The organism is Dethiothermospora halolimnae (genome assembly GCF_037577855.1).
GTDB classification, from domain to species: Bacteria; Bacillota; Clostridia; order Tissierellales; family VENL01; genus Dethiothermospora; species Dethiothermospora halolimnae.
In genome coordinates this window covers 1-21,783 of the sequence record NZ_JBAKFX010000052.1, presented here as the reverse complement: position 1 = coordinate 21,783, position 21,783 = coordinate 1, and the positions used below count along the sequence as shown (strand labels likewise).

19 protein-coding genes are annotated in these 21,783 nt (G+C 31.3%); 16 read left to right on the top strand and 3 right to left on the bottom strand.

What is annotated here, in order from left to right; translation table 11 throughout:
• Positions 1–47: 47 nt before the first annotated feature.
• The 16 genes from V6137_RS16535 (at position 48) to V6137_RS16460 (ending at position 20,102) form a co-directional block, all read left to right on the top strand.
• Entirely contained in the window at positions 48–608 is a 561-nt protein-coding gene (locus tag V6137_RS16535) for a hypothetical protein (RefSeq protein ID WP_425449070.1), read from the top strand.
• A gap of 92 nt (positions 609–700) precedes the next feature.
• Positions 701–1,909 carry a serine hydrolase gene (locus V6137_RS16530; protein ID WP_425449069.1) on the top strand — a complete coding sequence of 403 codons (1,209 nt, stop codon included), beginning with the start codon at positions 701–703 and terminating at the stop codon, positions 1,907–1,909.
• Positions 1,910–1,979: 70 nt separating this feature from the next.
• Complete coding sequence (locus V6137_RS16525) at positions 1,980–3,197, top strand: MerR family transcriptional regulator (protein ID WP_425449068.1); 1,218 nt, start codon at positions 1,980–1,982, stop codon at positions 3,195–3,197.
• A 115-nt stretch (positions 3,198–3,312) separates the two neighbouring features.
• On the top strand, positions 3,313–4,578 hold the full coding sequence (locus V6137_RS16520; RefSeq protein WP_425449067.1) for an MFS transporter: 1,266 nt from the start codon (positions 3,313–3,315) through the stop codon (positions 4,576–4,578).
• A gap of 404 nt (positions 4,579–4,982) precedes the next feature.
• Positions 4,983–5,918, top strand: coding sequence for an ABC transporter permease (locus V6137_RS16515; RefSeq protein ID WP_425449066.1), 936 nt, complete (start codon positions 4,983–4,985; stop codon positions 5,916–5,918).
• A 12-nt stretch (positions 5,919–5,930) separates the two neighbouring features.
• Complete coding sequence (locus tag V6137_RS16510; RefSeq protein ID WP_425449065.1) at positions 5,931–6,869, top strand: ABC transporter permease; 939 nt, start codon at positions 5,931–5,933, stop codon at positions 6,867–6,869.
• 16 nt (positions 6,870–6,885) lie between these two features.
• Positions 6,886–7,911, top strand: a complete 1,026-nt coding sequence (locus V6137_RS16505) for an ABC transporter ATP-binding protein (RefSeq protein ID WP_425449064.1) — start codon at positions 6,886–6,888, stop codon at positions 7,909–7,911.
• Positions 7,911–8,870 carry an ABC transporter ATP-binding protein gene (locus V6137_RS16500; protein ID WP_425449063.1) on the top strand — a complete coding sequence of 320 codons (960 nt, stop codon included), beginning with the start codon at positions 7,911–7,913 and terminating at the stop codon, positions 8,868–8,870. Before V6137_RS16505 ends, V6137_RS16500 begins: the two co-directional genes overlap by 1 nt.
• Positions 8,871–9,035: 165 nt before the next feature.
• Positions 9,036–10,784 carry a peptide ABC transporter substrate-binding protein gene (locus V6137_RS16495; protein ID WP_425449062.1) on the top strand — a complete coding sequence of 583 codons (1,749 nt, stop codon included), beginning with the start codon at positions 9,036–9,038 and terminating at the stop codon, positions 10,782–10,784.
• A gap of 152 nt (positions 10,785–10,936) precedes the next feature.
• Positions 10,937–11,692, top strand: coding sequence for an exodeoxyribonuclease III (locus V6137_RS16490; RefSeq protein ID WP_425449061.1), 756 nt, complete (start codon positions 10,937–10,939; stop codon positions 11,690–11,692).
• Positions 11,693–11,879: 187 nt separating this feature from the next.
• Positions 11,880–13,427, top strand: coding sequence for a sigma-54 interaction domain-containing protein (locus V6137_RS16485; RefSeq protein WP_425449060.1), 1,548 nt, complete (start codon positions 11,880–11,882; stop codon positions 13,425–13,427).
• A gap of 599 nt (positions 13,428–14,026) precedes the next feature.
• Positions 14,027–15,484, top strand: coding sequence for a 4-hydroxyphenylacetate 3-hydroxylase family protein (locus V6137_RS16480; protein ID WP_425449074.1), 1,458 nt, complete (start codon positions 14,027–14,029; stop codon positions 15,482–15,484).
• Positions 15,485–15,498: 14 nt separating this feature from the next.
• On the top strand, positions 15,499–15,783 hold the full coding sequence (locus V6137_RS16475; protein WP_425449059.1) for a NifU family protein: 285 nt from the start codon (positions 15,499–15,501) through the stop codon (positions 15,781–15,783).
• 223 nt (positions 15,784–16,006) lie between these two features.
• A complete protein-coding gene (locus V6137_RS16470; protein ID WP_425449058.1) occupies positions 16,007–17,299 on the top strand; it encodes an acetyl-CoA hydrolase/transferase family protein in 1,293 nt (430 codons plus the stop codon).
• 27 nt (positions 17,300–17,326) lie between these two features.
• The gene (locus tag V6137_RS16465; RefSeq protein WP_425449057.1) at positions 17,327–18,442 is read left to right on the top strand and encodes a 4-hydroxybutyrate dehydrogenase; all 1,116 of its coding nucleotides are present in this window, start codon (positions 17,327–17,329) and stop codon (positions 18,440–18,442) included.
• A 307-nt stretch (positions 18,443–18,749) separates the two neighbouring features.
• Complete coding sequence (locus tag V6137_RS16460) at positions 18,750–20,102, top strand: aldehyde dehydrogenase family protein (protein ID WP_425449056.1); 1,353 nt, start codon at positions 18,750–18,752, stop codon at positions 20,100–20,102.
• A 167-nt stretch (positions 20,103–20,269) separates the two neighbouring features.
• Here V6137_RS16460 and V6137_RS16455 read toward each other — a convergent pair whose 3' ends face one another.
• The 3 genes from V6137_RS16455 to V6137_RS16445 all read right to left on the bottom strand — a co-directional run bounded on the left by V6137_RS16455 (position 20,270) and on the right by V6137_RS16445 (position 21,634).
• Complete coding sequence (locus V6137_RS16455) at positions 20,270–20,440, bottom strand: Spo0E family sporulation regulatory protein-aspartic acid phosphatase (protein ID WP_425449055.1); 171 nt, start codon at positions 20,438–20,440, stop codon at positions 20,270–20,272.
• 179 nt (positions 20,441–20,619) lie between these two features.
• A complete protein-coding gene (locus tag V6137_RS16450; protein WP_425449054.1) occupies positions 20,620–21,189 on the bottom strand; it encodes a hypothetical protein in 570 nt (189 codons plus the stop codon).
• Between the two features lie 85 nt (positions 21,190–21,274).
• A complete protein-coding gene (locus tag V6137_RS16445) occupies positions 21,275–21,634 on the bottom strand; it encodes a hypothetical protein (protein ID WP_425449053.1) in 360 nt (119 codons plus the stop codon).
• Positions 21,635–21,783 lie beyond the last annotated feature (149 nt).

Here is a 21,783-nt window from a genome sequence, read left to right as displayed (position 1 = left end):
TAGTATAGAATATAAATATCAGAAGGAATGTATTTAGGGGTGATATTGTGAAAGGGTGGTATAAAAACATTAAAAAGAGAAATAGCAAGGGAGTTAGTATTAATATTAATATCAATAAAAAGCAACGTGATGAATTTTTAACTGATGCTGTTAAAGGGATAAAGCCTTGCGAAAAGACTATGGAAGATTTAGAAAAATATATTATAGAAAAGTATAATGCTACTCCATATAAACTTTCGGTAGATAAAATTAAAGCATTAAAGGTAAATGTTATCCTTAACTATTTTAAAGAGGTATTAAATGAAGCTGAAGAGTCAAAATTTGATTTAGAGAAAGATGACTTAATAAAACAAGCAAAAAAATATCCTGCTGAAAAGCTTGGTTTGGATTTTAGAGGTTATAAATTAACGGGGAATGAAGGTGATGGTGATAAAAATATAATCATAGAGATGGAAAGGAAATCTAAATATTTTAGTATCGAAAATGGAAATAATGATTTATTAAACGATTTAATTATTTATTTAGGAGTTTCTAAAAAAGATATTGATAAAAAGTCTTCAAGGTTCATTCAGTATGTTTATAGTTTGAAAGAGGTGGAGAGAATATAAAATAATAATAAATAAAAGGGAAAGAACCATATTATAGAGAATATTAAAGATATGATAAAGTGTGCTTATAAAAACATAAGGAGGGTAATAAAATGAAATCTAAACTTATTATATTAACATTAATTATTGGATTATTATTATCAGGGACTGTTTTTGCAGAAAAGGATGCAAATCAAGAGGTACTACATAAGTTATTTACAACAGAATATGATGAAATAGAGAGTTTACTTGACAAATCTTTTATGGATAAAGTAAATGCCCAACAAGTTATCAATATAGTAAAAACTTATAAAGATAATCTTGGAAACATAAAACAAGTTAATAGTACAAAAGAGGAAGGCTCATATAAGGTTATATTTGAAAAAGGAGAAGCGCCAGCTAAGATAGTGCTAAATAGTGAAAATAAAATCATGGGATTATGGTTTGGGAATTGGGTTTTATATGAAGATTCAGTAGATAAGATATTAGAGGAGATTAAAAATCTTAATGGAGTATCATCGGTTTATATAATGAAAAATAATAAAGAGACTGTGCTTAAATATAATGAAGATAAACCCTTAGCTGTAGCATCTTCTTATAAGCTGTACGTTTTAAAGGCATTACATGATGAAGTGGAAAAAGGAAATGCTTCTTGGGATGATGTTGTATCATTAAATAACAAAGATAGATCACTAGCTAGCGGCATACTACAAGGCTGGCCTGAAGGTACTCCTGTTACAGTAAAGACCCTATCTAGTTTAATGATATCTTTAAGCGATAATACCGCTACTGACCATCTAATAGACTATATAGGAAGGGAAAAAATAGAAAGTAATTTGTCTGATATAAACAAACCTATTTTAAAAACTAATGAAGTGTTTAAGCTAAAATGGGGTGTAGATTCTTCAGCACAAGAAAAATATATTAATGGAAGTATAAAAGAAAAAAGAGATATAATTAAAAAACTAGAAGATATAGATATAAATGAAGTTAAAGTTAAGCAATCACCAACTTTAATTGATAAAGTTGAATGGTTCTTTACAACAGAGGAGTTATGTAATGTTATATATGATCTAAAGGATGCCAATGAAATCAAGATTAATTCAGGTTTAGTTAATAAAGATAATTGGTATATAGCAGGATATAAAGGGGGATCAGAACCAGGAGTCCTTCAGTTTACCCATATTTTACAGAAAACTAAGGATAGTGATGTATATACTGTTTCAGTGACGATTAATAATAAAAAGAATATTATAAATAATAATAAGATATCTGAATTGACGACAAGATTAATTAATTTGATAGAGAAAAATAAGATATAATATAGAGAAGAATTCTTCTCTATATTATATCTTAAACATATGGATAATAGCATAAATAAGGATGATAAATATGAAAATAGGGAAATTTGCATCTGAAAATAACATTAGCGTTGATACTATTAGGTATTATATGGATTTAGGCCTATTAGTTCCCCAAAAACTTGGAGGGCACTATGATTTTGATAAAAGGTGTAAAGGAGATTTAGAAAATATAATTAGGTTTAAAGATATGGGATTTACATTAAATGAAATAAAAAATTTATTTATATTTAAAAAGTTAGGTAAGTTAACTCCATATGAAGAGGACCAGCATTATAAAGCTTTTTTTACAAATAAATATAAAGAGGTTAATGATAAAATAAGGGACTTAGTAAAGACAAGGGAATTTCTTAAGGGAAAGATTGATGAATTATCAGAAGTTAAATATGGTGATAATTTTAAAATGGGGATAGATATAAATCTATTAAATTTTTTCATATGTAGAAATTGCAAAAGTAACCTAATCCTTAATGAAGGAAATATAGAAAATAACAAAATAATAAAGGGAAAATTAACCTGTAGATGTGGCAAAGAGTATATAATAGAAGATGGAATAATGATTTTAAACAAAGAAACATTGGGAAAAACAGGGATAGATAGTAGTCATACAATGGTTGAGTATATAAATGAAACCCATCCTAGATATCTAGAAAATATATATATAAGCTTAGAGTGGGGGCATAAAAATATAGAGTTTAATGACCTTAAAGATAAAGTGATACTTGACTTAGGTTCAGGATCAGGTTTCTTTTTAAGATATGTATATGAAGATTTACCCGAGGATGCAGTATATATAGCGGTAGATCATGATATTAATAGACATAGATTTTTAAAGGATATATTACAGAAATCTTCTATAGAAAAGAATATAATTTTTATATGTTGTGATTTTCTAGATATGCCTATTAAAGATAAGTCAATAGATGTGGTGATAGATTCCACTGGGACTACAAACTATAGTTTTACAAATAAAGAGTTTTTACTTAGACTTACTGATAATTATATAAAAGAAAATTCCACTTTACTAGGCTCATATCTTTTGTTTGAAAATTTTGGCATCAATACAAAGATAGGAGTAAAGTATAGAAAAAACTTTATATTGGATAATATAAAAAAAGAAATTAAAGACTTAAATTATAAAATAATTCGTCAAAAGGTAGGAGACCCTTTAGATCAAGGGGGAAAATACGAAGATTATTTTAAAGAAGGTGAACGGGTATTTTCCTATTCGGTTTATAGTAAAAGATAGAGTTAACTCTATCTTTTATTATTTTTTGTCAAGAATCCAATAAAATATGGTATTTACATGGTCTAAGCCCAAGGAAATATAATTAAGTTAAAGAAAGATGAAAGGGTGATAGACCATGGATAGTGTAATGATTAAAAAGGGTAAATTAAAAAAGGAGACGACAAATTTATTATTGTTTTCAGCTGGAAAATTTATATCCATATTTGGAACATCAGTATATTCATTTGCTATAGGGCTTTATATTCTTAAAATAACCGGTTCAGGATTATCTTTTGCTACAAATCTAGTTTTAACAACAATACCGATAATAATAATAAATCCATTTGCAGGGGTTTTAGCAGATAAGTTTGATAAAAAAAAGCTTGTAGTGGTTATGGATTTATTAAATGGATTATTGTTAGTAATATTATATTTTATAAGTAAAAATAGTGACCTTAGTATTATTGGAATTTATGTAGTGACATTTATAATGACAACATTTACTACTATATTTAATGTATCAATGGAAGCAGCTAAGCCCCATTTGGTTAGTAAAGATAAACTAATGTCCATCAATTCCATAAGCAAGATATTAGATTCCTCATCATCAATAATAGGTCCAATGGTTGGAGGATTAGTATTTGCTTTTATTGATATTAAGTTATTTATAATAATAAACGGATTATCATTTATAGTATCTGCAATCCTTGAAATTTTTATAAATTTTAGATTTAATTTCACTGAAATGAAAAAAAACAATAAAAAAATCAATTTTATAAAAGATATACAAAGTGGATTTTATTATATGAAATCGAAGGGACATATAATAGGGATATTTATGATTTTTATATTAATAAACTTTTTCATGGGATTAGGTTTGACTATACCTATACCCTATATAATAAATGAAGTTTTAAAATTATCTTCTAAATACTATGGAATAATTCAAAGTGGCTTTCCTATAGGTATGATTATTGGCTCTCTTATAATCAAAAAAGTTAATGAAAAAATCCCATACGATAAATTACTACTGTCCACATCTATAGTATTGGGAGTATCTATGATAATGATAGGGTTTCCCCTATTTATTAAAAGTCAAATATCAGAAATTATATTACTTTTGTATTATAGTTTTACAACAGTAATTACTGGAGTTGCTGTCGCATTTATTGATATACCTATTTTCTATATATTACAAACTACGGTTTCAGATGAATATAGGGGTAGGGTACTAAGTATAGGTATAAGTATAGGAAAGATAATACTTCCTTTTGGGTATTTAATATCGGGCTTGTTGATAAAAACTGTAGATCCCAATATATTAACTTCTATAGCAGGAATAACATTTATATTAAGTATAATAGTTTTAAAATTCAAATTAAATTTTAAAATTTATAGATAATAAACATAAAGTATTAAAATTTTTAGGGTCTAGAGATATCTCTAGGCCTATATTTACATTTAAAATTAGAGATAAAATATGTTATAGTATTCACGTGAAAATAAAAAATTCATATATAATAAAAAATTCAAATATTTTTGAATTAAAGAAGGAATATGAAACTTTATGTAGAATACATACTTATGAAATCTATTCATATATATAAATATATATAGGTTAATAATTAAATAAAACTTCAGGAGGTGAAGTTAAATATTTAAAAATGAAAAAATGTCGAAAAAAGGCGGTGGTTTTACAATAGTTAATCTACAAGGGAATATTTCATATTATTAAAAATATTATTACAGAAATGATAAAAAATATATCCGTTTATCTATATATAGGATATTTTAGGGGGGAAAGAAATGACAAGATTTATATTAAAAAGGCTTGGATATGGTATTGTAACCCTGCTTATTATAGTAACCATTACATTTTTCTTAATCCATATGGTTCCAGGAGATCCTATGTCATCTGGAGGAAAAAACTTACCGGAGGAGACTAAGGCTGTATTTAGGGCTAAATATGGGTTAGATAAGCCTTTAATAGTTCAATACGGAATATATATGAAAAATTTAGTGTTACATGGAGATTTAGGAACATCACTGATATATACGGGAAGAAGTGTAGGCGGGATTATTAAAAAATATGGACCTGTATCTGCGGTTATTGGGCTACAGGCAGCTGCTATTGGTATTTCCATGGGTCTATTATTGGGAATAATAGCTGCATTTCAGAGAGGGAAAATTGCCGATAAGATTATAATGATATGGGTTATTATAGGTGTTTGTGTACCTAGTTTTGTATTTGCATCCTTACTTCAATATATATTTGGTGTTAAATTTGATATCTTACCTATTTTCGGTTGGGGCGAGTTTAAACATACTTTATTACCTACAGTTGCAATGGCCCTTGGTAGTATTGCCACATACTGTAGATATATGAGGGCTAGTACCATAGATGTAATAGGTGCAGATTATGTGCTAACAGCTGATGCAAAAGGGGTTTCTACACCGGGAAAAGTTTTAAAACATATATTAAGGAATTCCTTTATACCAATAGTTACAATGATTTGTCCTCAACTTGTTTTTGTATTTACAGGATCGTTTGTTATTGAAAGAATGTTTTCTGTACCAGGTTTAGGGGCATATTTTGTTACAGCAGTGAATGATTCAGACTATTCAATGATATTAGGACTTGTTGTATTTACAGCAATTTTATATATAGGCTCCCTTATAATAACAGATATATTATATGGAGTTGTGGACCCAAGAATTAGAGTTACTAAAAAAAGTAGATAAGGAGGATTGTTTATGTCTGATACAAATCAAAAAGCTATTGATATAAAGCAGGAAAAGTTTAATATAGTGGGCATCGATGAAAAGGGTGCAGAAAAGATAAATAGAGAAAGTATAACCTACTGGCAGGATGCTTGGAGAAGATTTAAAGAAAATAAAGTTTCTATGGGGGCAGCTATATTACTCCTTACAATAATTTTATTTACTATAGTAGGTCCCATTATATCTGGACATGATTATCAATTTATGGACACAGATATAAAAAATCAACTTCCAAGTACAGAACATTGGTTTGGAACAGATAATATGGGAAGAGATCTTTTTTCTAGGGTTAGTATAGGAGGTAGAACTTCCATAGTTATAGGTATTTCCTGTGCATTTATAGTTATGATTATAGGCTCTATATATGGAGGCTTAGCAGGATATCTCGGTGGTACTATAGACGATATTATGATGAGAATAGTAGAGATAATAGGAAGTGTACCCTATTTGGTTCTTATTATTTTACTTCAATTAATATTAGGTGATGGATTGATTCCTCTTATTGTGGCCATGACAGTGGTTGCATGGGGTGGAACAGCTAGAATGGTTAGGGGGCAAGTCCTTCAATTAAAGGAACAGGAATTTGTATTGGCAGAACAGGCCCTTGGGGCAAGCACTGCCAGAATAATAGCAAAACATCTGTTGCCAAATACACTGGCACTTATATTGGTTCAAGTTTCATTTAAGGTTCCCCAATATATATTCTCTGAGGCTTTTTTAAGTTATATAGGATTAGGGGTTAAACCTCCAGAGACCAGTTGGGGGGCATTGGCATCAGCAGCTCAGCCAAACTTAATGTTTTATCCTTATCAACTATTCTTTCCAAGTATATTTATTGCTTTGACTATGTTGTCCTTTACTTTAATGGGTGATGGACTAACCGATGCACTAGATCCAAAACTACGCAAATAGATAGGGGGAAATAGAAATGGAAAAGATAATAGATGTAAAGGACTTAAGGGTTTCTTTCCATACCTATTCAGGGGAAAGTCAAGCCGTTAGAGGAGTAAGTTTCCATTTAAATAAAGGTGAAACCTTGGCAGTTGTTGGAGAATCAGGTTGTGGTAAAACAGTAACATCTAAATCTATTATGAAGTTATTACCCTTTCCCATAGCGGAGATAAAAGAAGGTTCAAAGATTATGTTTGAAGGGAAAGATATAACAAAAATGACCAAAAAGCAACTTCAGCCTATTAGAGGTTCTGAAATATCAATGATATTTCAAGACTCCATGACTTCATTAAATCCTACTATGAAAGTGGGAAAACAGATAGTGGAAGCATTAAAAATACACAGAAAATTAGGAAAAAGAGAAGCCTTTGACCAGGCTATAAAAATGTTGGAGGTAGTGGGTATACCAAATCCTAAAAAAAGGGCAAAACAATATCCCTTCGAATTTTCTGGAGGAATGAGACAAAGGGCAATGATAGCCATGGCTTTATCATGTAATCCTAAGGTACTTATAGCCGATGAACCTACCACTGCTCTAGATGTTACAGTACAGGCTCAGATAATGGAACTTATAGATGATTTACAAAAAGAATACAATACTGCTGTAATATTGGTAACCCATGATTTAGGTGTAGTAGCCGATGTTGCCGATAGAATCCAAGTTATGTATGCTGGTAAGATTGTTGAAAGGGGAACCACTGAAGAGATATTTTATAACCCTCAACATCCATATACTTGGGCATTATTACGATCTGTTCCTAGATTAGATACAGAAAATAAAGCATTATTATATTCTCTAAAGGGAACACCACCGGATTTAGTAAATCCACCTAAGGGATGCCCATTTGCAGCTAGGTGCGAATATTGTATGGAAATATGTAAAGAGGGAATGCCGGAGGTTACAGAAATAAGTAAAACCCAAGAGGTTTCATGCTGGCTTAAACACCCAATGGCACCTAAGATAGAAATTCCTAAAGAGTTAAAGATTGGGGGGAGAGCTTAATGAGTGGGGATAAAGCTTTCATTCAAGTGAAGGATCTAAAAAAGTATTTTAATGTGGGAAGAAAGGCAACACTTAAGGCAGTAGATGGGGTAAACTTTAATATAAAAAAGGGTGAGACCCTAGGACTAGTTGGAGAGTCAGGCTGTGGTAAAACCACCTGTGGTAGAACTGTTATGGGACTTTATGAAGCAAGTGGAGGAGAAGTTTTATTTGATGGTACAAATGTTCATAAATTAAAGGGAAAAGCTAAAAAGGATTTTACCAAAAGGGCCCAAATAATATTTCAAGACCCCTATGCATCTTTAAATCCAAGAATGACGGTAAGTGATATTATTGCTGCAGGAATAGATATTCATAGACTTTATTCAGGAAGAGATAGGATAAATAGGGTTTATGAACTATTAAATATAGTTGGATTGAATAAGGAGCATGCCGATAGATTCCCCCATGAGTTTTCAGGGGGCCAGAGACAAAGAATAGGAATAGCTAGGGCTTTAGCTATGGAACCGGATTTTATAGTTTGTGATGAACCTATATCTGCTCTTGATGTATCTATACAGGCACAGGTAGTTAATCTACTTATAAAATTACAGAAAGAGCTAGGCTTAACCTATTTATTTATAGCCCATGACCTTTCCATGGTTAGACATATATCCGATAGGGTTGGAGTTATGTACTTAGGAAAGATGGCTGAGATTACTAAGAGTACTAAATTATATGAAAACCCATTACATCCCTATACTAAGGCATTATTATCAGCTATACCGGTTCCAGAGCCAACGGTATCAAGGGGAAAGAAAAGAATTAAATTAGAAGGAGAAGTACCAAGTCCTATAAATCCAAAGCCAGGATGTAGATTTGCTAGTAGATGTAAATATGTAAAGGATATATGTTATAGGGAAACTCCAAAGTTGAAAGAAATAGAAAAGGACCACTATGTAGCATGTCATTTATATTAAATTAAAATATAAATTATTTGGGAGACTACACATCTTCCAATCATCAACAATAATTTGAAAGGGGGAATTAACAATATAAGTTTTATTGTTAACTAGGACCTAAGTAGCTTGAAGTTTAATTCAATGTTACATTAATTCTCTAAAAAAATAAGGGGGTAAAAAAGAATGAATAAAAAGATTATTAGTATTTTATTGGCCATTACATTAGTATTTTCACTGGTATTAGTTGGTTGTGGTGGAGATGATAATGGTGAAGAGTCATCAACTAAAAGCGGAAGTAATGATAGCGGTGAAACTACAGCAGATAATGGTAATACAAAAGAAGCAAATGGTATTAAAATGGATAAAGAACAATATTTAAACTTTAGGGTATATGAACCTAAATCCCTAGATTCAACTAGAACTTCTTCAAATACTTCATGGGCTCCACAAACTAGATTATTTGAAGGTTTAACAAGAATACAGGCATATGAAGATGGCCCAGATGAGATAAAGCCAGGGGTTGCTAAAAGCTGGGATGTAAGTGAAGACGAAAGGGTATATACATTCCATTTAAGAGAAGATGCAAAATGGAGTGATGGAGAACCGGTAACTGCCCATGACTTTGTATATGCATGGACAAGACTTTTAGATCCGGAAACTGCGTCCCCATATCAGTGGTTTATAAAGGGTAAAATAAAGAACTCTGTTGATTTTGCTGAAGGTAATGGAAGTGCAGATGAGCTAGGTTTAACTGCAGTTGATGACTATACATTTAAGGTTGAACTAGAAGAGCCGGTTCCTTACTTTATGCAACTTACCTATTATCCAGTGTTAAAGCCTATAAGAAAAGATATAGCTGAAAAATATGGTGATAAGTATGGTACAGAGGCAGATACAGTAGTATCCAATGGACCCTTTGTATTAAAAGAATGGGTACACCGTGCTAAAATGGTATATGAGAAAAACCCTCATTATTGGGATAAAGATCATGTTTATATAGAAAAGATAAATGGTACTATAATGGAAGAGGACAGTGCATATTATCAGGCATTATATAAAGGAAACTTAGATTCAGGTGGAGTTGGCAAACCAGAATGGATGGATAGATTAGAAAAAACAGGGGATTTCAAAGTAATAAAGAAACCGGGAGCAGCTGTTGATTTCTTTATGTTTAATGCAAATAATAAATACTTTAAAAATACAAAAATAAGAAGGGCTTTTTCAGCAGCATATGATAGAAGTGAATATGTAGAAGAGGTTACCAATGGAATAGATGCACCTGCACATTCATATATGCCACCTACATTTAGTATAGGTGATGAAAACTATTCAGAAAAGGTAGATGGAAATGACTTCGTTAAGAAACTAGTTGAAGATATAGAAGATCCGAAGGCATTATTAATAGAAGGATTGAAGGAAATAGGGGAAGATCCGGACCCAGCTAAGATGGATGTAAGTATCCTATTTAGAGGAACTACTGAAAAAACTAAACAAGAGGCAGAGTGGTTTAAACAATCTATAGATAAGACTTTAGGTACAGACATAAAACTAGACCTATTAAAGTGGAACATAGCCTTTGATAGAGTTGATAATAATGAATTTGATATTTACTATGGTGGATGGTTTGGGGATTATAATGACCCATCTACAATGTTAGAATTCTGGCATTCAAAAACAGGGTACTACAAAATAGGATGGCATAATGAAGAGTTTAATTCATTATTAATAAAGGCAGCAACTACAACAGACCAAGATAAAAGGGCAGAGTACTTTAAAAGGGCAGAAGAAATATTAGTTTATGAAGATGCCATAGTAAGTCCATTTAGACATACCCGTTCAAATACCTTTAGAAGAAACTATGTAAAGGAATTAGCTAATCCATTATTTGGTTATACAGATTATAAACATGTGTATACCTTAGGTAGAGAATAGTTAATAACAAAACCTAATATATTGGTGCCTGGCACCAATATATTAGGTTTTTGTCGTAAAAACATGCCTTTATTCCATATAAAAGAGGGTATAAAACATTATTGTAGAATAAAATAATATAGGTAAAATATTAAAGATTTTGGAGGTTTTTTATGAAATTAGTATCATGGAATGTAAATGGACTAAGGGCCTGTGTGAAAAAAGGTTTTTTAGATTATTTTAATGAAGTGGATGCAGATATATTTTCTGTTCAAGAGATTAAATTACAAGAGGGACAAATAGACTTAGAACTTAAAGGGTATCATCAATATTGGAATTATGCTGTTAAAAAAGGTTACTCTGGTACAGCTATATTCACTAAAAAAGAGCCATTAAATGTAAAATATGGTATAGGAATAGAAAAACATGAACAAGAGGGGAGGCTTATAACATTGGAGTTTGAAGATTTCTATCTTGTTAATGTATATACCCCGAACTCACAAAGAGGTTTAGCAAGAATTGACTATAGAATGGAATGGGAAAATGATTTTAGAAATTATCTAAAGGGATTAGATGAGAATAAGCCTGTTATCTTATGCGGAGACCTTAATGTGGCCCATAATGAAATAGACCTAAAAAATCCAAAAAATAATAAAAAAAATGCTGGTTTTTCCGATGAAGAAAGGGGAAAGATGACGGAGCTTTTAGATTCTAACTTTATAGATACATTTAGATATTTCTATCCAGATAAAGAAGGTGCCTATAGTTGGTGGTCATATATGAGAAAAGCCAGGGAAAGAAACTCTGGTTGGAGAATAGACTACTTTATAGTATCGGAAATATTAAGGGACTCTCTAGTGGATTCACAAATCCATTCAGAGGTAATGGGAAGTGATCATTGTCCCGTTTCCTTAGAAATAAATATATAGTAATGTTGTTGTTGATTTGTGGTTGAAATTAATAGGTCACTTTTGCTTTTAGGGGGTTGGTAGATATTTTTTGCTTTTAGAAGATTGGTAGGTCTTTGTTGCTTTTAGAAGATTAGTAGATCTTTGTTGCTTTTAGAAGATTAGTAGATCTCTTTTGTTGTTGGGGGATTCGTAATCCCCCAACAGTATGCTTTCTAAAATAAATGTTATTGAGATGTATATAAATATATGTTATTCTTTTAACGAAGATTATTATTTACCATATGAAAGGAATGAGGAATCCTTGGAAAATTTAAGTGTCTCTAGAGACATCAAAGTGGAAAAGCTATGTAGGGATTGTAGCAAAGCGATGTGGGATGAATTACAAGACATGAGAAGGATTTCTAAAAAATTAGATGCAGTAATAGAATCTTCATATGATGGTATCTATATAACCGATGGGGAAGCTAAAACCCTTAAAGTTAATAAATCATATGAACGAATAACAGGGTTTAGTAGGGAAAATTTCATAGGGAAAACCATGTATGAACTGGTACAGGATAAATATATATCTAAATCATGTACATTATTAGTACTTAAAAATAAAAAAACTACTACTATACAACAGGAACTCAGTACAGGTAAGACAATATTGGCGACGGGAACTCCTGTATTTGACGAAGATGGGAAAATAGAATTGGTTGTAACCAATGTAAGGGATGTAACAGAACTTATAGAATTAAGGGCAGAGGTTGAAAGAAGTAAAAAAATAGCAGACAAATATTATTTAGAATTAAAGGAAATGAGAAAGCAGATTATAGATAATGAATGCCTTATAGTTAAAGATCATAAATCAAGGGAAATTATAGAAAAGGTAAATAGGGTATCTAAATATGATACTACAGTTTTAATTAAAGGTGAGCCAGGTACGGGCAAGAAGATAATGGCTAAGTATATCCATAAAAAAAGTGGTAGAAATGAAAAACCGTTTATAAAAGTAAATTGTGGTGCCATACCGGAAAGTCTTATGGAAGCTGAACTATTTGGGTGTGAAGCGGGGAATTGTATAGGTGATGATAAAAATGATAAAATTGGTGCCTTTCAACTGGCTGAGGGGGGGACAATTTTTCTAGAAGAAATAGAAATACTACCTAACTCAATACAGGCAAAACTTTTAAGGACTTTACAAGAACAACAGATACAAAGAGTAGGGGCATCCAAATTAATAGATATAAATGTAAGAATAATAGTTTCTACTGACAGAAATTTAGAAGATATGGTGGCCAATGGTGGATTTAGGGAAGATTTATTTTATATACTTAATGTTGTTCCAATAGAATTACTACCCCTTAGAAATAGAAAAGAAGATATAATTCCTTTAGCAGAACATTTTTTAGAAAAACTGAATAAAAAATATGGAACAAGAAAAGGTTTTTCTAAGGAAGTTTATAGGACATTATATAGTTACAAATGGTCAGGAAATGTTAGAGAACTTAAAAATATGGTTGAGAGGGTCTACGTTATGGCTAATGATGGAGTTATATTAGAATCAGATTTACCTGATTATATAAATTCTGTTGATATGAAATTAGATGTAAATGATGATATTATGGATTTGAAAAAAGCAACGGGTTTATTAGAAGAGAAACTAATAAAAAAAGCCTTTGATAAATATGGAAATGTAAGGGATGCATCTAAAGCTTTAGGGATATCACCATCTACCTTTGTTAGAAAGAGAATGAGATATGAAAAGTAATATTGTTTTTTCGCCGAGTATTGACAAAGTAATAAAAAATGTCCGCTAATCCTCGGATTTGGAAAATATAAAGAAACGGCTCCCATTTTTTATTACTTTGTCAACAGGCTAATAGACATATTAAGTTCCAACTTATTGAAGAAGCAAAAACGGAAGTAGGGTTTGGATGTAGTTAGAAACTTTGATGATGTAGAAGGGAATTTATTTTCTGGTATAATAATATAGAGCAGGAGAGAATCAAGATTAAAAGCTGTTTCAAAAATGAAACAGCTTTTATTTTTTTCTAGGATTGAAGGTTAATTATTGGGGGGATTCGTAATCCCCAACTTATTACATCTAGACAGATATATAGCTTATTGTAGGATAATGGTTCTGTTTCACTTTTGCAAATATTATTTATGAATAAACAATATTGTTAAATAAATATCATATTCTTGATTTTTGGGAATTAGAACGTTTATACTGTGGTTAAAGATAAGAAATTAACTATATAAAAAATTTATTCAAGGGATTATAATCCCTTAAATAGTTAGAACGAATGAAAACCTTTTCAATAATTTTTAAAATATTTAAATTGGGAGATGATTTTAGTGGCTTTAATGACAAAGGAGCAGTACATTGAGAGTTTAAGAGAAATGGATTTGAAGGTTTATTTATTTGGGGAGTTAATAGACAATCCAGTAGATCATCCGGTTATCAGACCATCCCTTAATTCAATAGCCATGACCTATGAATTGGCACAAAAGGATGAATATAAGGATGTAATGACTGCTAAATCTCATTTAACAGGAGAAGTTGTAAATCGCTTTTGTCATATTCACCAAAGCACAGAAGATCTAAAAAACAAAGTTAAAATGCAAAGACTAGTGGGACAAAAAACAGCTTCTTGTTTCCAAAGATGTGTTGGTATGGATGCATTTAATGCTGTATATAGTACCACTTATGAAATAGATAAAGAATGTGGAACTAAATATCATGAAAACTTTAAGAAATACATGAAATATGTTCAAGACAATGACTTAACGGTAGATGGAGCTATGACAGATCCTAAAGGGGATAGAAGTCTTTCACCATCTAAGCAAGAAGATCCTGATATGTTCTTAAGAATAGTTGAAAGAAGGGAAGACGGTATAGTAGTCAGGGGAGCTAAAGCCCATCAAACAGGTGCCCTTAATTCCCATGAACATCTAGTTATGCCAACTATAGCAATGAGGGAAGATGATAAGGACTATGCAGTATCCTTTGCTGTACCAAGTGATGCAGATGGTGTAATTATGGTATATGGTAGACAGTCATGTGATGCTAGAAAATTAGAAGAAGGGGCAGATATAGATTTAGGTAACAGTGAATTTGGAGGCCACGAAGCCTTAGTAATATTTGATGATGTATTTGTACCTAATGATAGAATATTCCTTTGTGGAGAGTATCAGTTTGCAGGAATGTTAGTGGAAAGATTTGCAGGATATCATAGACAGTCCTATGGTGGATGTAAAGTTGGAGTTGGTGATGTATTAATAGGTGCTGCTGCTTTAGCTGCAGAATATAATGGAGTACCTAAGGCAAGTCACATAAAGGATAAACTCATAGAGATGACTCATCTAAATGAAACCCTTTATTGTTGTGGTATAGCTTGTTCATCTGAGGGACATGAGACAATGTCCGGTAACTATGAGATAGACTTATTACTTGCTAATATATGTAAGCAAAATGTAACTAGATATCCTTATGAAATAGCAAGACTAGCAGAGGATATAGCTGGAGGACTAATGGTTACATTACCATCTGAAAAGGATTTTAATCACCCGGAAATAGGAGAATATATGAAGAAGTACTTTAAGGCTAAATCTGGAGTTGCTACAGAAAATAGAATGAGAATATTAAGACTCGTTGAAAACCTAACCCTTGGAACAGCTGCAGTGGGGTATAGAACAGAATCTATGCACGGAGCCGGTTCACCTCAGGCCCAAAGAATTATGATAGCTAGACAGGGTAATATAGAAGGAAAGAAAGAATTAGCTAAGAAAATAGCCAAGATAGATGAGACCAAAAATAAATAACTGGAGTGAAATAGATGAATAATAAGCTTTATACTAAAATAGAAGGCATAATTGACAATAAAATAAGAACACCACTAAGTGAGCATAATGGAGATATAAAGCTTTTATCCGTTGAAGATAATGTTGTAAAGGTAAGCTTTCTAGGCTCCTGCAAAGGATGCCCAGGAGCTCAAATGACCATGGAAACACTGGTTGAAAGGGCTATAAAGGAAGATATTCCCGATATAGAAGAAGTGATATTGGTAAATCAGGTAGATGAAGGATTGTTAGATGTGGCTAGAAATATTTTGAAAAAATAATGGAGAATTGATAGTGGACAGTGGACAATTAAGGTACAAATCAGCTGAAGCTGATTTGGATATAATATTTTAGGAACAAAGTGACTAAAATCACCTCTAATTGTCAACTGTCAATGGTCCATTGTTAATTTTATAAAAGTCCATAATTAAGAAAATAAACAGAAGTCATTTTTAATAAAGATAGTTAAAAAAATAACAAATATATAGTAGCGGGGGTGAAAGTATGGGTTGGAGACAGTTATATAATAGGAAATTATTATCCAAAAAAGAAGCGGCATTAAAGATAGCATCTAATTCTCGTGTGGTTTTAGGTCATGCCGCTGGGACACCTGTGGATGTTATAGATGCCATGGTGGACAATAAAGAAAAATTTAAGAATGTAGAAATAGTTCATATGCTTTCCTTAGGAGAAGGGAAATATATGAATGAAGATATGGAACCCCATTTTAGACATAATGCAATATTTGTAGGAGGAAATTCAAGGAAGGCTATAAAAGAAGGTAGAGCCGATTACACCCCATGTTTTTTCTATGAAGTTCCAAGGCTGTTTAAAGAAGAGAACTTTAAAGTTGATGTTGCAATAGTGCAATTAAGTAAACCGGATAATCATGGATATTGTAGCTTTGGAGTATCCTGTGACTATACTAAGCCAGCCACAGAGGCTGCAGATATAGTAATAGCAGAAGTAAATGATAAGATGCCTAGAGTTATGGGAGAAAATTTTATCCATATATCTGATATTGATTATATAGTAGAAACATCAAATGAACTTTATGAATTACCTGCTCCAAATATTGGAGATGTGGAAAAGAAGATAGGAGAAAATTGTGCAAAATTAATAGATGATGGCTCAACATTACAGTTGGGAATAGGTGCTATTCCCGATGCAGTCTTAATGTCCTTAGGAGAAAAGAAAGATTTAGGAGTTCATACAGAAATGTTTTCTGATGGAGTTTTAGAACTTATAGAGAAAGGTGTTATAAACGGAAAGGCTAAGACTCTTCATAAAAATAAAATGATATCAACATTTTTAATGGGAAGTAAAAAGCTATATGAGTTTATTGATAATAATCCCAGTGTTGAATTATATCCTGTAGACTATGTAAATCATCCATGTACTATTATGAAAAATGATAAAATGATATCTATTAATTCATGTATACAAGTGGACTTGATGGGTCAAGTTGTTTCAGAAAGTATAGGACTTAATCAATTTAGTGGAGTAGGGGGCCAGGTTGATTATGTTAGGGGCTCCAGTATGGCTAGGGAAGGGAAATCTATAATAGCTATACCATCAACGGCCTCAAAGGGAAGGATATCAAGAATAGTTCCCTTTATAACAGAAGGAAGTGCAGTTACAACTTCAAGAAACGATGTTCATTATATTGTTACGGAATACGGAATAGCAAATTTAAGGGGTAAAACTTTAAAGGAAAGGGCAAAGGCTCTTATAAACATAGCCCACCCAGACTTTAGGAAAGAATTAGAGGTGGAATATAATAAGAGATTTAAGTAGTAAGCCTTAGAAAGAAAGGAGATATTTATGGAATTATTTAAACTAAAAACCAATATCCATAGCTTTGATAGTTTTAGAGAATTCGCCGAAGAGTTTAATATATCAAGTGAAGATGTGGTTTTAACAAATAGATTTTTATATGAACCTTTTATGAAAGAATTAAATTTAGATGCTAACTTTATTATGCAGGAGGATTTTGGTCAGGGAGAACCATCGGATGAAATGATGAATGCCATATTAAAAGAGGCTAAAAAAAGGGAGTTTAATAGGATAATAGCTGTGGGTGGAGGAACAGTTTTAGATATAGCTAAATTACTAGTTTTAAAAGATTTAGATAATGTGGTGGATGCCTTTGAGAAGAAGATAGATCTAATAAAAGATAAGGACTTAATTGCCATTCCAACAACCTGTGGTACAGGTAGTGAAGTTACCAATATATCAATAGCTGAGTTAAAATCAAAGGGTACTAAAATGGGCCTTGCTGTAGAACAGTTATTTCCAGATGATGCTATATTAATACCTGAATTTTTAAAAGGACTTCCTTATAAATTTTATGTATATAGCTCCATAGATGCTTTAATACATGCAATAGAATCATATGTATCTCCTAAATCAAATCCTTATTCTAAATTGTATAGTAAAAAGGCTATAGAAACTATATTTGATGTATATTTAAATATTATAGAAAAGGGAGAAGATTATAGGTTTGAAAGGTTAGAAGATATATTAATAGCAAGTAACTATGCTGGAATAGCCTTTGGTAATACAGGAGTAGGGGCAGTACATGCACTATCCTATCCATTGGGAGGTAAATATCACGTTCCCCATGGTGAGGCAAACTATCAATTCTTTACTGAAGTATTTAAAGAGTATAATAGGAAAAATCCTAATGGAAGTATTAAAGAAATAAACGAATTACTATCTAATATTCTTAATGTGGATGAAGAAAAAGTTTATGACAGGGTTGAAGAAGTTTTAGGTAAATTACTTTCTAAAAATGAATTAAGAACATATGGCATGGCTGAAGAGGAGATAGAATTATTTACAGATAGTGTACTTGAGAGTCAACAAAGGTTATTAGCTAATAATTATGTTGAACTTTCAAGGGAAGAGATTAAAGGGATATATGGAAGGCTTTATTAAAAACTAAAGAATAGATAATAGAGAATAAAGAATAGATAAGGAAACCGTCGAATGAATTCGACGCTACGGGTATTTAGGTAAATCAAAGAAAAAAGATATAAGTTTCGCAGAGGGGAATTCACTCTCCGGTAATTAAAAAAGTTGACAGTTGATAATAGAGAGTGGAGAGTTAAGGTACAAATCAGCTAAAGCTGATTTGAAATATAATCTTTTAGGAACGAAGTGACTAAATCCACATTTAATTGTCAATTCTCAATTATATAATATTGTTGCTTAGTATAATAAAAAAACTAAGGGGGCTTTCAAAATGATACAAGAAATGATTAAAAAAGCTAAGGTTGCACAACAGAGATTTGAACAATATGATCAAAAGCAGGTAGATGAATTAGTAAGGGTTATAGGAAAGGTAGTTTATGATAATGCGGAAATGTTAGCAAGAATGGCAGTAGATGAAACAAGAATGGGGGTTTATGAAGATAAGGTAGCTAAAAATAAAGGTAAGGCTAGAGTTATATGGAATGATATTAAGAGTAAAAAGTCAGTGGGAGTTATAAATAGGGACGAAGAAAGTAATGTAATAGAAATAGCTAAACCAATAGGAGTAGTGGGGGCAGTTACTCCTACGACAAACCCTATAGTTACACCGATGTGTAACGCAATGTTTGCATTAAAGGGAAGAAATTCAATAATTATAGCCCCACATCCAAGGGCTAAAAAATGTAGTGGAAAAACAGTAGAATTGATAAATGAAAAATTAAAGGAACTAAATGCGCCTGAAAATTTAATTCAAATAATAGAGGAGCCATCTATAGAAAAGACAAATGAATTAATGAAATCAGTTGATGTTGTAGTGGCGACTGGAGGTATGGGCATGGTTAAGGCAGCATATTCCAGTGGTAAGCCAGCCTTTGGAGTCGGTGCAGGAAATGTACAAGTGATAGTGGATAGAAATATAGATTTTTATGATGCAGCTTCGAAGATAATAACAGGTAGAAGCTTTGATAATGGTATTATTTGTTCAGGGGAACAGACTATAATAGCCCATGAAGATGATTATGAAGATGTAATTAAAGCCTTTGAAGATCAGGGATGTTATCTAGTTAGAGATCCTGAAGAAAAGGATAAACTAAGGAAAACAATATTTAAAGGTGGACATATGAACAAGGATGTGGTGGGACAGTCTACATCAAAAATAGCAGAAATGGCAGGGGTTAACATTCCTAAGGACACTAAAATTATATTGTTAGAGGCAGATGGAATAGGTGAAGAAGACGATTTATGTAGAGAAAAAATGTGTCCAGTAATGTCTACATTTATATATAAAGATATAGATGAAGCAATAAATATCGCAAAGACTAATTTGGAGTTAGAGGGAAATGGACATAGTGCAGCTGTACACTCTGAGAGTTTAGAAAACATAGAGAAGGTAGGAAAAAGTTTATGTGTATCAAGACTCGTTGTTAATGCTCCATCAGCAACAACAGCCGGTGGAAGCTTGACAAATGGCTTCTCACCAACAACTACTTTGGGTTGTGGATCTTGGGGAAATAATTCAATTTCTGAGAACTTTACATTTAAGCATTTATTAAATATTTCTAGAATAGGTCTTCTCCAAGAAGATAAAGAAGTACCATCAGATGATGAAATTTGGGCTTCCTAGCTTGTAAAAAGCTTTCTTATACTAGCTTATGCATATGCATAAGCTTTTTTTTCGTTTATGAAGGGCTTCATATGGTGTATGTAAACATACACCATATGAAGTAATTATATGTATATAGAATCAAGAATGGATTTTATATACATATAAGGTAAGTTGATAATTGATTTTTAGTTTTCATCATTTAATAGTTTTAGATACTCAGTAATAGCATCGTCAAGTAATTGACTAGCTTTTATTACATCTCCATCTAACATATTACCTTTTTTAGTCCTAATAAGTACATTTAAACATAATCTAAGAACTTCTATTTCTCTTTCTATTTTTTCTTTTTCTGACATAATATCACCCCCTTCAATGTAATTGTAGTTTACATAAGGAGTATATTTTGTTAGTTATTGTAGAAAAAAGTCAGCTGAATTACAATGAAAAGATATAGATAAGTATTTAAATAAGTGAACGGGAGCAGTTACAAAAGGAAATAAAAAAAGAGATATCCCCTAAGGGGATATCTCTTTTTTTATTTCCTTTTGATTTTTGGATTAATAACTTTTAACCTTTGCCAATATAAATCATTTATCAAATTAAAAAAGTCTGATAAATCATTATAGTTTTCAATTAATTTACTTTCTGCCTTTTCATCATTAGAATCAAATATATATTCTTGTAAGTATATAGGATCTACAGCCATTGAAAATTTTTCTAACCCATCAAAGTCAAGCATTATTATATAGCTATCTTTTGTAGTATCTTCGTATAGGGTACTAAGATTTTGAAGTGTTGTTTTATAAAAATCAATGTCTTCAATAATACTTTTTAAAACATCATCTTTACTAAAGTCTTTATTTAGATGAAACTGATCATCCTCTAGATCTACGTAGGTTTGTTTTAAGGTTTCAATTTCACTTTTTAATGACTCTAATACTAAAGGCATTAGTTCTTTCTTTATTTCTATCTTAGATTTTTCTTTTTTATAATTTTCTATAAAATGTCTTCTTTCTAAAATAGCTTCTTTTCTTTCCTTAAAATTAATTATACTATTTGAAATAATACCACCTTCTTTTGCTAAAATACAAAAATGTAACCTCAAATCAATTTGAAGTTACGAATATTTAGTGTTACATCTAAATATTCACATGAAAAGCTTTTAATGTCAAGTGATATTATTGTAAAATTTATTTTATAGCTATGGCCAGTTTAACATTATTTTCTTCTTGGTAGGCCATTATAGTAGCTTCATGCTCCTCCTTCTCTACAGTTATTAAATTGGGTTTATTATCATATGTTGTTTTCCAATTATCACTGTGTAATACTTTTTCATATCCTTCCATAACAGCTTCTCTATTTGCATCACTAATTATGTATGTAGCAGTTGAGTACTCGCTATCATTATTTGGCTCTATTACTTTTTCTAGTTCCATATTTTCATATTTAGGTAAATAGGAAAATTCTTTAGTATAGTCTGTGTTGGAACCACAGGAAATTATAGTGGTGACTAATAAAAACATTATAATTAGGGTAAATATTTTTTTCATTGTTACACCTCCTATAGTTATTTGGTTTTGTCAAAAGTTTTATCAAAAAACCTTGACAAAACCTTTATTTTTACAAATTTATATATAAAATACTTGCCACCCCCCAAAAATAGGGTACAATTTTATTGACAAGATAAAATTAAGACCAA